Source organism: Streptococcus sp. NLAE-zl-C503 (assembly GCF_900104285.1).
Lineage (GTDB): Bacteria > Bacillota > Bacilli > Lactobacillales > Streptococcaceae > Streptococcus.
This window is the reverse complement of the sequence record NZ_FNJT01000004.1, coordinates 1-12,476: the sequence shown is the minus strand read 5'-3', so window position 1 is coordinate 12,476 and position 12,476 is coordinate 1. Positions and strand designations below refer to the sequence as shown.

Annotated in this window: 13 protein-coding genes and 1 pseudogene; 11 read left to right on the top strand and 3 right to left on the bottom strand. The window is 43.7% G+C overall.

Going from position 1 to position 12,476, the window contains the following annotated elements; translation table 11 throughout:
• Positions 1-108: 108 nt before the first annotated feature.
• Together BLS46_RS07425 and sstT are read right to left on the bottom strand one after the other, a co-directional pair.
• Positions 109-1,062, bottom strand: coding sequence for an aromatic acid exporter family protein (locus tag BLS46_RS07425; RefSeq protein ID WP_093586672.1), 954 nt, complete (start codon positions 1,060-1,062; stop codon positions 109-111).
• Between the two features lie 67 nt (positions 1,063-1,129).
• Positions 1,130-2,335 carry a serine/threonine transporter SstT gene (sstT, locus tag BLS46_RS07420; protein ID WP_000720780.1) on the bottom strand — a complete coding sequence of 402 codons (1,206 nt, stop codon included), beginning with the start codon at positions 2,333-2,335 and terminating at the stop codon, positions 1,130-1,132.
• 148 nt (positions 2,336-2,483) lie between these two features.
• Between sstT and BLS46_RS07415 the strand changes: the two genes are divergently transcribed.
• The 10 genes from BLS46_RS07415 (at position 2,484) to BLS46_RS07370 (ending at position 10,282) form a co-directional block, all read left to right on the top strand.
• Positions 2,484-3,044 (top strand): mechanosensitive ion channel family protein, encoded by a 561-nt coding sequence (locus BLS46_RS07415; protein ID WP_093586670.1) that lies wholly within the window; start codon positions 2,484-2,486, stop codon positions 3,042-3,044.
• A 57-nt stretch (positions 3,045-3,101) separates the two neighbouring features.
• The gene (locus tag BLS46_RS07410; RefSeq protein WP_038804075.1) at positions 3,102-4,010 is read left to right on the top strand and encodes a magnesium transporter CorA family protein; all 909 of its coding nucleotides are present in this window, start codon (positions 3,102-3,104) and stop codon (positions 4,008-4,010) included.
• A gap of 17 nt (positions 4,011-4,027) precedes the next feature.
• The gene (locus tag BLS46_RS07405) at positions 4,028-4,555 is read left to right on the top strand and encodes a YqeG family HAD IIIA-type phosphatase (protein WP_093586668.1); all 528 of its coding nucleotides are present in this window, start codon (positions 4,028-4,030) and stop codon (positions 4,553-4,555) included.
• A gap of 2 nt (positions 4,556-4,557) precedes the next feature.
• Complete coding sequence (gene yqeH / locus BLS46_RS07400) at positions 4,558-5,664, top strand: ribosome biogenesis GTPase YqeH (RefSeq protein ID WP_093586667.1); 1,107 nt, start codon at positions 4,558-4,560, stop codon at positions 5,662-5,664.
• A gap of 213 nt (positions 5,665-5,877) precedes the next feature.
• Positions 5,878-6,189 carry a ribosome assembly RNA-binding protein YhbY gene (gene yhbY, locus BLS46_RS07395; RefSeq protein ID WP_000060169.1) on the top strand — a complete coding sequence of 104 codons (312 nt, stop codon included), beginning with the start codon at positions 5,878-5,880 and terminating at the stop codon, positions 6,187-6,189.
• A gap of 51 nt (positions 6,190-6,240) precedes the next feature.
• Complete coding sequence (locus BLS46_RS07390) at positions 6,241-6,870, top strand: nicotinate-nucleotide adenylyltransferase (protein WP_049477881.1); 630 nt, start codon at positions 6,241-6,243, stop codon at positions 6,868-6,870.
• Positions 6,870-7,463, top strand: a complete 594-nt coding sequence (yqeK, locus tag BLS46_RS07385; protein WP_093586665.1) for a bis(5'-nucleosyl)-tetraphosphatase (symmetrical) YqeK — start codon at positions 6,870-6,872, stop codon at positions 7,461-7,463. The genes BLS46_RS07390 and yqeK overlap by 1 nt, the downstream gene beginning before the upstream one ends.
• Positions 7,464-7,817 carry a ribosome silencing factor gene (gene rsfS / locus BLS46_RS07380; RefSeq protein ID WP_093586663.1) on the top strand — a complete coding sequence of 118 codons (354 nt, stop codon included), beginning with the start codon at positions 7,464-7,466 and terminating at the stop codon, positions 7,815-7,817.
• Between the two features lie 611 nt (positions 7,818-8,428).
• Positions 8,429-9,169, top strand: coding sequence for a class I SAM-dependent DNA methyltransferase (locus tag BLS46_RS07375; RefSeq protein ID WP_306806750.1), 741 nt, complete (start codon positions 8,429-8,431; stop codon positions 9,167-9,169).
• A 9-nt stretch (positions 9,170-9,178) separates the two neighbouring features.
• Complete coding sequence (locus BLS46_RS07370) at positions 9,179-10,282, top strand: nucleotidyltransferase (protein WP_093586661.1); 1,104 nt, start codon at positions 9,179-9,181, stop codon at positions 10,280-10,282.
• Positions 10,283-10,306: 24 nt separating this feature from the next.
• On the opposite strand, the pseudogene BLS46_RS10100 reads toward BLS46_RS07370, so the two are convergent.
• Positions 10,307-10,557: pseudogene (locus BLS46_RS10100) on the bottom strand (ISL3 family transposase); the annotation flags it as partial.
• A gap of 361 nt (positions 10,558-10,918) precedes the next feature.
• Between BLS46_RS10100 and BLS46_RS07365 the strand changes: the two are divergent.
• Positions 10,919-12,476: KxYKxGKxW signal peptide domain-containing protein (locus BLS46_RS07365; protein ID WP_180364072.1), on the top strand; the 1,558-nt coding region annotated here is incomplete at its 3' end.

The following is a 12,476-nucleotide window of genomic DNA, read 5'->3' as shown; positions in this document are numbered from 1 at the left end:
CGAATAATATCGATTCGTTGATTTTTTCATATAGTAAAGGTAATTGAAGTCAAAGGTAAATTAAAAACCTCAGAGAAATCATGTTACATGAATTCTTCTGAGGTTTTTCTAGTTTCCATATTTCTGATAAAAATCGACCTTGACCTGAATGAAGGTTTCGGCTTCGCGTAGTAGCTGCAGGAGGGTAGCACGGGTCTCAAACTCCTCGCGTGTTTTAGGGAGACTCCGATTGCGGAAGACTTGCAGATAGCGTTCGATGTCATCAAGTAGATCGTGAGCAGGATTGGTCTGGCTTAGCTGGGTAGCAATCTTAGAAAAGAGCTGGGCCAAGATCAAACTTTCACTTGCGGCTAGGTGACAAGTATTGATCTGCTGGGCCATATTTCGCAGGATACGACTTTGCCGTTGCCTCATCTCAAAGTAGTGGATATGGTAGTCCGTCTGGTGAAAGAGGTGGTCTGAGTGATCCAAATAGACCAGCTTGAGGGCCTCATCAAGGAGCTCATCTAATTGGTCAACAAGTTGGGCTCGATTGCGCCCGTCTCCCCTCGACAGATAGTATTTAAAGCGAAGCAGGATATCTTTTAACTTTTCTTCGACCTGAAGGTGGTAGCTTTGGATAGCTTTATCACGAGAGGGCATATAAAGATTGACCAATAGAGCAAAGCTTGTCCCGATGAGAAAGAGGAACACTTCATTGAGCAAGAGATCTGGAGAGGTAGACTCCTGTACCAAAAGATGACTGACCAAGACACTGCTAGGGGTGATGCCAATTTCCCAACCCATTTTATAGGCTAGGGGCACGTAGAGAGCCAGATAGAGCCCGAGGCTCCAGATGTGAAATCCTGTTAGTTGAAAGGCTAGAACACCGATAGCCAGTGCTAGGAGCATGGAAAAGAGGCGGTTACGTGCCAATTTAAGTGTGCTTCTGCGCGTGTCGGATAGACTTAAGAGGGAGATAATTCCAGCTGAAACCGCTGATGATAAATCTAAAAAATAAGCTAGAAAACAAGCGAGGCAGGTCGCTAAGATCAGTTTTGTCGTACGTTGGGTGATAGACATGAGAATTTCCTATAATACTAGAATAAGAGTATAAAAGACAAGGCTTAGAAGACTTGTCTTAAAAAATCTATTTTTTACGTGCCGACGCGTACTCAGCTACTGCTGTAAAGAGGACGTCGGTAGAAGAGTTTAGGGCAGTTTCGCAGGAATCTTGGACGACACCGATGACAAAACCAACTCCGACTACCTGCATAGCAACGTCATTTGAAATCCCAAAGAGACTACAAGCGACGGGAATGAGGAGGAGTGATCCACCAGCGATTCCAGAAGCTCCGCAGGCAGAAATAGCAGCCACTACACTGAGCACAAAAGCTGTACCAAAGTCGACAGAGATTCCTAGCGTATTGACTGCAGCTAGAGTCAGAATGTTAATGGTTACGGCTGCGCCAGCCATGTTAATAGTGGAGCCAAGGGGGATAGAAACAGAGTAGGTATCTGGATTGAGTCCTAGATCTTGGCAGAGTTTCATGTTGACAGGGATATTAGCGGCAGAACTACGAGTAAAGAAAGCTGTAATTCCACTGACACGCAAACATTTAAAAACAAGAGGGTAGGGATTTTTTCTCATAAAGAAAAATGCAATGAGGGGATTGATGACAAGGGCCACAAAAGCCATAGTTGCAATCAAGAGTCCTAGCAAAATTCCGTAGTTAGCAAGGCTGGTAATTCCTTTATCAGAGATGGTCTTGAAGACCAAGCCCATAATTCCGAAAGGTGCCAAATTGATAATCCACTCCACAATCTTGGAAGTTACACCAGCCATAGTTTTGAGCAATTCCTTGCTGTTTTTGCTAGCTTCTCTCATAGCAAGTCCAAAGACAACAGCCCAGGATAGGATTCCGATATAATTAGCTTGGACGATGGCATTGAGGGGATTGTCCACGAGATTCAGCAGGAGGTTGCTGAGAACTTGACCGATGCCGTCTGGTGGGGCAATCTCTGTGCTCGCACTGCTGAGGGTAATCTGGACGGGGAAGAGAAAACTAGCCAGTACAGCAATCAAGGCAGCTGCAAAGGTACCGAGTAGATAGAGAAAAATAACGGTCTTCATATTGGTATCTTGCCCTTTTTGATGTTGTGAGAGGGCATTTGCGACGAGGGTAAAGACCAAGACAGGAGCGATGGCTTTCAGACCCCCAACGAATAGGTCGCCGAGAATGCCGAGCCCCGACAGACTAGGAAAAAGTAGCCCTAGAGAGGCTCCAAGAAGCATGCCGATTAGGATACGTTTGATGAGGCTGGCCTTGTTCCAGGCTCGAATGATTTTTTTCATAATAGTCTCCTTCAAAATGTATTGTTTATGATTATAGTATAAATATGCCGTTGAGGCAAGTCTTTTTTTGAGTTTGGGGGAATATCGGAATATTTATGAGGGATTTGAACGGGATGATTTGTGGTATAATACTAAAAAGGAGTTTTGTATGCAAGAATTTTTTCAACGTTATCTTGACAAATTGGATGTAACAACTGTATTAGAGAATCTCTTGACCAAGGTGATCTCTCTTTTGATTTTGTTTCTGTTATTTTATATAGCTAAAAAGATGCTTCATGCGACTGTACGAAAGATTGTCAAACCCTCGCTTAAATTTTCAAATCGAGATACAGGCAGACAAAAGACCATCTCTCGTTTGCTTGAGAATATCTTTAACTACACCCTTTATTTCTTTTTAATTTACTGTATCTTGTCCATTTTAGGATTGCCAGTTTCCAGCCTCCTTGCTGGGGCAGGAATTGCTGGGGTTGCCATTGGGATGGGAGCTCAAGGCTTTTTATCCGATGTCATCAACGGCTTTTTCATCCTCTTTGAACGCCAGCTCGATGTGGGCGACGAAGTGGTCCTCACAAATGGTCCTATTACCGTATCTGGAAAGGTTGTCAGTGTAGGAATCCGTACGACCCAACTTCGCAGTGACGACCAAGCCCTTCATTTTGTTCCCAACCGAAATATCACTGTTGTCAGCAACTTCTCTCGTACAGAGTAGGTCTGCTATTTTGGCAGATTTGTGGTACAATAGAAAGAGTTTGGTAAAGGAGAGAGTATGCTATTTGTAGAGAAAAAACTAGGTCATGATTGTACCTGGATAGACCTTGATGTGGACAAGATTAAAAACATGGAAGATCTTTCTGACATCTATGGATTGGACAAGGAAACCATCGAGTATGCTCTGGATAGAAATGAACGAGCCCACATGGATTATAACCGTGAAACGGGGACGGTAACCTTCATTTATAATGTTCTTGATTTAGAAAAAGACAAAGAATATTATGAAGCGATTCCGATGACCTTTATCGTTGAAAAACAACGACTGATCACTATCAGCAATCACAAGAATACTTATGTGATTAAACGCATGGCGACCTACCTTGAAAGTCATGAAATTATTTCCATCTACAAATTTCTTTTTGCCAGTTTAGAGATTATTAGCAATGCTTATTATCCAGTTATTGAAGAGATGGATAAAAGTAAGGATGAAATCAGTGCACTTCTTCGTCAAAAAACAACCAAAAAAAATCTCTTTGCCCTCTCTGACTTGGAAACTGGTATGGTTTACCTGACAGCTGCTGCTAAACAAAATCGTCTCCTCTTGGAACACATCCAAGGGCATGCTCTTTATCGCAATCTTAATGAGGTAGAAAGAGAGCAGTTTGACGATGCCATGATTGAAGCCCATCAGTTGGTTTCGATGACAGACTTGATTTCTCAAGTTTTGCAACAACTCTCAGCCTCTTACAACAACATCCTAAATAATAATTTGAATGATAATTTGACAACTTTGACCATTATCTCAGTCTTGCTAGCTATCCTTGCGGTTATTACAGGATTCTTCGGAATGAATGTCCCTTTACCGTTTACAGATGAACCGAATGCTTGGATTTATATTTTGATAGCTAGTCTCATTTTATGGGCAGTCTTAGCCCAATGTTTAAAGAAAATTGCTAGAAATTAAAAAGAAAAGGAGCCAGAATGGCGATTGAAAACTATATGCCAGATTTCGCTGTGGAAGCAGTCTATGATCTGACAGTCCCAAGCCTGCAAGCGCAGGGAATCAAGGCTGTTTTGGTTGATTTGGACAATACCCTCATTGCTTGGAACAACCCTGATGGGACGCCAGAGATGAAGCAATGGCTACATGACCTTCGGGACGCAGGTATTCGCATCATCGTGGTCTCAAATAATACCAAAAAACGAGTTCAACGCGCAGTTGAGAAGTTTGGGATTGATTACGTTTATTGGGCCTTGAAGCCTTTCACATTTGGAATTGACCGTGCCATGAAGGAATTCCACTACGAGAAAAATGAAGTGGTCATGGTCGGCGACCAACTCATGACGGATATTCGGGCCGCGCATCGTGCAGGCATTCGCTCTATCTTAGTCAAACCCTTGGTCCAACACGACTCGATCAAAACGCAGATTAATCGGGCTCGCGAGCGCCGTGTTATGCAAAAAATCGCTGAAAAGTACGGACCGATTACATATAAAAAAGGAATTTAACTATGGAAGAAATTCTCTGTATTGGTTGTGGAGCAACCATTCAGACGACAGACAAGACTGGTCTTGGCTTCACTCCCCAGTCGGCACTTGAAAAAGGCTTGGAGACTGGTGAAGTTTATTGCCAACGCTGTTTCCGTCTCCGTCATTACAATGAAATCACTGATGTCCAGTTGACGGACGATGATTTCCTCAAACTCTTGCACGAGGTGGGAGACAGTGATGCTTTGGTAGTCAATGTCATTGATATTTTTGACTTTAATGGCTCTGTCATCCCAGGCTTGCCACGCTTTGTATCAGGCAATGATGTCCTCTTAGTTGGAAATAAAAAAGATATCCTGCCCAAGTCAGTTAAACCGGGCAAGATTAGCCAGTGGCTCATGGAACGTGCCCACGAAGAAGGACTTCGTCCAGTGGATGTCGTCCTGACTTCAGCCCAAAACAAGCATGCCATTAGGGAAGTCATTGACAAAATTGAGCACTACCGTAAGGGGCATGATGTCTATGTAGTTGGGGTAACCAACGTTGGGAAATCAACTCTTATCAATGCCATTATCCAAGAAATCACAGGTGACCAAAATGTCATCACGACTTCGCGTTTCCCGGGGACAACTTTGGACAAGATTGAGATTCCGCTTGACGACGGATCTTATATCTACGATACACCGGGAATTATTCACCGCCACCAGATGGCCCACTACTTGACGGCCAAAAACCTCAAGTATGTCAGCCCTAAAAAGGAAATCAAGCCAAAAACCTATCAACTCAATCCTGAACAAACCCTGTTTCTAGGTGGTCTCGGACGGTTTGACTTTATCGCAGGAGAAAAGCAAGGATTTACTGCTTTCTTTGACAATGAACTCAAACTCCACCGTACCAAGCTTGAAGGCGCTAGTGCCTTTTATGACAAGCATCTGGGAACCCTTCTAACTCCACCAAATAGCAAGGAAAAAGAAGATTTTCCAAAACTTGTTCAGCATGTCTTTACCATCAAGGACAAGACTGACCTAGTCATCTCAGGCCTAGGCTGGATCCGCGTAACAAGCAGCGCCAAAGTCGCCGTCTGGGCACCAGAAGGCGTCGCCGTCGTCACACGAAAAGCAATCATTTAAACACAGAAAGGAAAGAGTTGTCTGGATTCGGGCGAGCCCTGCGAGCCCATAACGAATACTTTTCGCTGTGGTGTCAGTTGGTACAATAACTTGTACCAACTGCGGAAAATTTGAGACCTTAGGCTCAAATTTTAGTCATGAAAGTCCGAAGGACTTTGCTGACGTCCGTCACCACTTCAGAAAAGTATAAAAAGAAACTCTTTTTAAGAAATTATGTCATTAACATCGAAACAACGTGCCTTTCTCAACAGTCAGGCACACACCCTCAAACCTATCATCCAAATCGGGAAAAATGGACTCAACGACCAAATCAAAACCAGCGTCCGTCAAGCTCTTGACGCCCGTGAATTGATTAAAGTTACGCTCTTGCAAAACACAGATGAAAACATCCACGAAGTAGCTGAAATCTTGGAGGAAGAAATCGGTGTAGATACTGTCCAAAAAATCGGACGCATCTTGATCTTATTTAAACAATCCAGCAAGAAAGAAAATCGCAAGATTTCTAAAAAAGTCAAAGAAATCTAAAACCCTACTCCAAACAACTGTTTTTACAGAGAATTAAAGGAAGACGAGCCTATGGCAATCGAATTATTGACTCCCTTTACCAAGGTAGAGTTGGAGCCAGAAATCAAGGAGAAAAAACGCAAACAAGTCGGGATTCTAGGAGGGAATTTTAATCCCGTTCACAATGCCCATCTTGTTGTGGCGGACCAAGTACGACAACAGTTAGGACTGGACCAGGTCCTGCTCATGCCCGAATACCAACCTCCTCATGTAGATAAAAAGGAAACCATCCCCGAGTACCATCGGCTCAAGATGCTTGAGTTGGCGATTGAGGGGATCGAAGGCCTAGCCATTGAAACTATTGAGCTGGAGCGCAAGGGAATTTCTTACACCTACGACACCATGAAGATTTTGACAGAGCAACATCCAGATACGGATTATTACTTCATTATCGGTGCCGACATGGTGGACTATCTGCCTAAGTGGTACCGAATTGATGAGTTGGTCGACATGGTTCAGTTTGTGGGAGTTCAGCGCCCACGCTACAAGGCAGGGACTTCTTATCCAGTCATCTGGGTGGATGTACCGCTCATGGATATCTCATCCAGCATGGTGCGTGACTTCCTTGCCCAAGGCCGGAAACCCAACTTTCTCCTACCTCAGCCAGTGCTAGACTACATCGAGAAGGAGGGACTCTACTGATGGCCTATCAAGACTATATCAATTGCTCCCGTGAGGCTTTGTTGGAAAAAATGGCAGAGCTTCTACCTGAAAAACGCTTAACTCATTGTCTGGGTGTGGAGCGTGCAGCCATAGAACTGGCTCAGCGCTTTGGTGTGGATAGTGAGAAAGCAGGCCTAGCAGGACTTCTCCACGACTATGCTAAAAAGTTGTCAGATCAGGAATTTCTAAACTTGATTGACCGTTATCAGCTAGACCCTGACCTCAAAAACTGGGGCAATAATGTCTGGCATGGCATGGTTGGCATCTACAAGATTCAGGAAGATTTGAATTTGAAAGATTCTGAGATCCTGCGAGCTATTGAAATCCATACAGTCGGAGCTGGTCAGATGAGCGAGCTAGATAAGGTCATCTACGTCGCAGATTATATTGAACACAATCGTGCCTTTCCAGGAGTGGACCAGGCGCGTGAGATTGCAAGTCTATCGCTCAATAAGGCGGTGGCCTACGAAACAGCTCGTACCGTGGAGCATCTAGCTCATCAGGGATTTCCCATCTATCCCCAAACCATTGAAACCTATAACGCCTATGTGCACTATTTGAAAGAGGACTAAATGAAGGAAAAAGAATTACTAGAACTAGTCGTGAAAGCGGCTGATGAGAAACGTGCGGAGGATATCCTCGCACTTGATGTACAAGATTTGACCAGCGTGACAGACTACTTTGTCATCACTAGCTCGATGAATAGCCGTCAGTTGGACGCTATCGCTGACAATATCCGTGAAAAAGTAGCTGAAGCAGGCTTTAAAGGCAGTCATGTCGAAGGCGATGCAGCTGGAGGCTGGGTTTTGTTGGACCTCGGCGGTGTCGTTGTGCATATCTTTTCAGAAGAAATGCGTGCCCACTATAACCTAGAAAAACTATGGCATGAGGCGGATTCTGTAGACTTATCTGAAACTCTGGCGTAGAAGATGACTGGAACTTCGGATGGGAATTGCTTTGAAATTCGACAATGTATTGAGATTGTTCTTATTTTGAGTAGGAAGTGAGAGATTGCCGAGACTTTCCGTTGTGATAAAAGTTCTTGAAATATTAATGTTTCAAGAACTCGGGAGTTTTGAGAGTAAAACAGTTCGGGGAACTGTTTTACTCTGAGTTTAGAGATGAAAAACGAAGGGCTCAAAACTAAGTCTTGGAACTTCGAAGAAGGTCGCAGACGTCCGAAATCACCTAAGGAAAGTCTTAAAAAGACTTTGTCTTCAATCGAACTCAGTTGCAGTCAACTGGGTTTATTTGCTTATTTTAGAAAATTGATGGAAAGGTGAGGGCGTCGTGTTTTGTTCATATCGAAACTGAACACGAGCTAAAAGCTACGAGAAAAAGAGTAACTTCCTTTGTATCTGACGATACAGCAGAAAGTTTCCTATTTTTTCCTTGCTTTTAACGCTCTTTGTATCTTAGAAAGGATTTGAACCCGTCCTGTAATCGTCGGAAAATAGATAGCTTAGTCTTGGATCAGGATCCTAAGTCCAAGCTCCTAATTTTCATTCTGATTACGGGCGGACTTGGTATCATGAATATGGCGACTTATGAAACCTTTGCGGCTGTTTACGATGCTGTGATGGATGATAGTTTATACGATAAATGGACGGATTTTTCGCTTCGCCATTTGCCTAAGACTAAGGAGAGAAAGAAACTTTTGGAACTGGCTTGCGGAACAGGTATCCAGTCTGTTCGCTTTTCTCAGGCTGGTTTTGATGTGACAGGACTTGACTTGAGCGCGGATATGCTGAAGATTGCTGAGAAGAGAGCGACATCAGCCAAGCAAAAGATTGATTTTATTGAAGGTAATATGCTGAATTTGTCCAAGGCTGGTAAATATGATTTTGTGACTTGTTACTCTGACTCTATCTGCTACATGCAGGATGAGGTGGAGGTGGGAGACGTCTTTAAGGAAGTCTATAATGCCCTCAATGAAGACGGAGTATTCATCTTTGATGTGCATTCGACCTACCAGACTGATGAGGTTTTTCCAGGCTATTCCTACCATGAAAATGCGGAAGACTTCGCCATGCTTTGGGATACCTATGAGGAAGAAGCCCCTCACTCTATCGTGCATGAGTTGACTTTCTTTATCAAGGAGGCTGACGGTTCCTTTAGTCGCCACGATGAAGTGCATGAGGAGCGGACCTATGAAGTTTTGACCTACGATATTTTATTGGAACAAGCTGGTTTCAAGTCTTTTAAACTCTATGCGGACTTTGAGGACAAGAAACCGACAGAAACCACTACCCGTTGGTTTTTTGTCGCGCAGAAGTAGGAGAACATCATGACAATCACAGGTATTATCGCGGAGTTTAATCCTTTTCATAATGGGCACAAATACTTGCTTGAGCAGGCGAAGGGACTGAAAATCGTTGCCATGTCTGGGAATTTCATACAGCGTGGAGAGCCTGCTATCGTGGACAAGTGGACACGGGCTCAGATGGCGCTGGAAAATGGAGCGGATCTGGTAGTGGAATTACCCTTTTTAGTCAGTGTTCAGGCAGCAGACTTCTTTGGTCAAGGGGCTGTGGATATCTTGGCTCGGTTGGGTATTGATACCCTAGATTTTGGGACAGAGGAAGTTCTGGATTACCAGAAAATTGCTGACCTATACACGGAGCAAGGCACTGAGATGGAGGAATTTGTGGAAAATCTGCCTGATGCCCTCTCTTATCCTCAGAAAACCCAAGCCATGTGGAAGGAATTTGCAGGTCTTGATTTTTCAGGCAATACCCCCAATCATGTCCTTGCTCTGGCCTATGCCAAGGCGGTTGCGGGACGTAAAATCAAACTCCATTCGATTCAGCGTCAGGGAGCAGGATATCATTCTGTGGACAAGGATGTGGACTTTGCCTCGGCGACAGCCCTACGTCAGCACCAAAGTGACAAAGATTTCTTAGAACGCTTTATGCCTTCTGTTGCTCTCTTTGAGCAAGCCAGTAAGGTGAGTTGGGATGACTATTTTCCTTTGCTACGCTATCAAATCTTGTCAAATCCAGACCTAACCACCATCTATCAGGTCAATCAAGAAATGGCTGTGCGCATCAAGGATGCTATCAAAACAGCCCAGTCTTTGGAAGAATTGGTCGAGGCGGTTGCGACCAAACGCTACACCAAGGCGCGTGTACGTCGCCTATTGACTTATATCTTGGTGCAAGCTAGAGAAAGTTCCTTGCCAGAAGGCATCCATGTCCTTGGCTTTACGGAAAAAGGCAGACAACATCTCAAGTCTCTGAAAGAGCAGGTCCATCTAGTCAGCCGAATTGGCAAAGAACCTTGGGATGTTATGACCCAAAAGGCAGATCAGATCTACCAACTAGGACAGCCAAGCATCGCAGAGCAGAATTTTGGTCGAGTGCCGATTAGAATGGAAATAAGTGGAAACTGAAGTGGGTGACATATAACGAAGCATAGAGGGAATCAGATTGGTTCTCTCTTTTGTCATGTTTAAAGCTATGAAAATTCTGGTTTTGACATTGTCAAAGTTCTAACAATCAAAGGCATTTCGTTTAATGACTATGATAAGGTTGATAGTGGATTCTCGTTTTGTATGAGAACAGGGTGTTACAAAGCGTTAATAATCTTGTCCTCATCTGTATCTTTCGAAAACGTCTGAAAAACGATTAAAAGTATGGGATTTACAAAAGAAATGATCTCTTCTAATGATGGTTTGGTCATTTTTTATTGGAAGTATTAATGGGCTTGATTTCGAAAATCGTAAGAGAATTTCAATAGTTTGAACTCTAAAAGCGAATTTTTAATAAAAATTAAGTGTTTTCATTTGTCATTTCGCATATAATTACTTGAAAAGGGCAATCCGTTTTGATAAAATGATAAGTGGTGTATACTAGATAAGAACGACTGGTATATCCCAGATGGGATCTGCTTTTTCTGAGTCAAAGGGATAAAAACTGAAACTGACTGCGGTTTTATTATTTTGGTTTTGAGAGGGCAGCGCAACTACGCTTTGTTAATGGTCATGAGGTTAACAAAGGGTCGCAATTGGATAAAAGAAAGGAAACAAATGTTTCGAAGTAAAAAATTTAACAAAGATTTCGAGATCGTAGATGAGAAAAAGCGTTATAAGCTTTACAAGTCGGGGAAAAACTGGGTAAAAGCCTCAAACTCTCAATTGGATCTCTTCCGTATTGGTGGGATGGGCGAAGTTGTCTCTAGTACCCTGTCAGACACTGAAGAACTTGATCACGCACACCTAAGCTTTAACACGCTAGCGGGTATAGGGGGAATCCTGGCCGCGGGAGCTGCAGGATTTGTGATGACTCAAGAGCAAACTGTATACGCAGATGAAACGTCTGACTATGCAGAAAAGGATAAAACAGTCATCGCAGCTGAACCAAAAGCAGCTGAAACAACTGAGACAAGTACTAACTCAATCATCGCTCAAGCGCAGGCAGAAGTAAAGAAAGCTCAAACAGAACAAGCATCTGCAACAGCTTCTGTATCAGTCAGTCAATCTGTTGAGGCTCAAGCGAGTGCGAGTCAGTCAGCTTCAGTCAGTCAATCTGCCTCAGCAAGTCAGTCAGTCTTAGCGAGTCAGTCAGCATCTGCAAGTGCTTCAACATCAGCAGGTCAGTCAACTGCTCCAGCATCTGAGTCAGCGAGTCAATCAACCTCAGCTCCTGTATCAGCTTCAGCAAGTGCAAAAGCATCTGCATCAGTAAGCTCTGCACCATCAGAGTCAGCAAGCGCTCAAGCACCTGCCTCTGTAGTTGAGAGTACATCAGCTGTTAGCGAACCATCAGCTCAGGCTTCTGTGTCTACCTCAGCTTCTGCATCGCTCAACCTTAAGGTCAACCCTGCGGCAAGTCTTGTATCAGGTAGTGCTAACCAAAGTTTGGCTAGTGCAGCTCTTAGCGCAAGCCAAGCAGTAACGACAAGCAACAATATCGCAGCTGGTATTGTAGCGGATAAGAACCAAGCCCAAGGTAAAGATACAACCAAGCAAGCTGAGAAAGATCAAACAGCAGACAAGCAAGTGACAAATGCACCAAAAGAGGCTGGTTATTCAGGTTTCCGTAGTGCTGGTTATTCAGGTTTCCGTAGGTTGCCACAACCAGGTGATGAAGGATTTGATTGGGCTCCGAGACTTCAGGTCATAGATGGACCTGGGAATGTTGTTCTCCAACCTGGTCAAAAGTTCAATTTCACTGTAACTATCCATCACAGAAACTCTACAAACCAATTTGTACATCCAGCTAAACTAACTCTGATAGATAACTACAGACGGATTAAACCAAATGGTGACTGGATAACATATAAATTTACTTCTAGTGGCCCTGATGTTAAGATGAGAGTTTATGGTACTGTTCCAGAGAATCCTCAATCACTTACATATTTTGCAGCACTGCAAAATGAGGGAACAAATCAAAGGAGATTCCCGATAAGAGGCTTCTCAATGACTATTGATGGTAACGGTAGCATCTCTAAGTCGACATCAGCAAGCCAATCAGTAAGCTCAAGTCAAAGAGCTTCAGCGAGTGCATCGCTTAGCGCACATCAATCCCACTCAGCATCTGTATCAGCAAGCATCAGTGCGAGCCAATCAGCATCAAGCTCAGCAA

Excerpts from the sequence above, each read along its gene's own strand:
- sstT (WP_000720780.1), bottom strand. The coding sequence starts at position 2,335 with ATGAAAAAAATCATTCGAGCCTGGAACAAGGCCAGCCTCATCAAACGT.
- yqeK (WP_093586665.1), top strand. The coding sequence starts at position 6,870 with ATGGCCTATCAAGACTATATCAATTGCTCCCGTGAGGCTTTGTTGGAA.
- yhbY (WP_000060169.1), top strand. The coding sequence starts at position 5,878 with ATGTCATTAACATCGAAACAACGTGCCTTTCTCAACAGTCAGGCACAC.
- BLS46_RS07425 (WP_093586672.1), bottom strand. The coding sequence starts at position 1,062 with ATGTCTATCACCCAACGTACGACAAAACTGATCTTAGCGACCTGCCTC.
- BLS46_RS07415 (WP_093586670.1), top strand. The coding sequence starts at position 2,484 with ATGCAAGAATTTTTTCAACGTTATCTTGACAAATTGGATGTAACAACT.
- BLS46_RS07370 (WP_093586661.1), top strand. The coding sequence starts at position 9,179 with ATGACAATCACAGGTATTATCGCGGAGTTTAATCCTTTTCATAATGGG.
- BLS46_RS07375 (WP_306806750.1), top strand. The coding sequence starts at position 8,429 with ATGGCGACTTATGAAACCTTTGCGGCTGTTTACGATGCTGTGATGGAT.
- yqeH (WP_093586667.1), top strand. The coding sequence starts at position 4,558 with ATGGAAGAAATTCTCTGTATTGGTTGTGGAGCAACCATTCAGACGACA.
- rsfS (WP_093586663.1), top strand. The coding sequence starts at position 7,464 with ATGAAGGAAAAAGAATTACTAGAACTAGTCGTGAAAGCGGCTGATGAG.
- BLS46_RS07390 (WP_049477881.1), top strand. The coding sequence starts at position 6,241 with ATGGCAATCGAATTATTGACTCCCTTTACCAAGGTAGAGTTGGAGCCA.
- BLS46_RS07410 (WP_038804075.1), top strand. The coding sequence starts at position 3,102 with ATGCTATTTGTAGAGAAAAAACTAGGTCATGATTGTACCTGGATAGAC.
- BLS46_RS07405 (WP_093586668.1), top strand. The coding sequence starts at position 4,028 with ATGGCGATTGAAAACTATATGCCAGATTTCGCTGTGGAAGCAGTCTAT.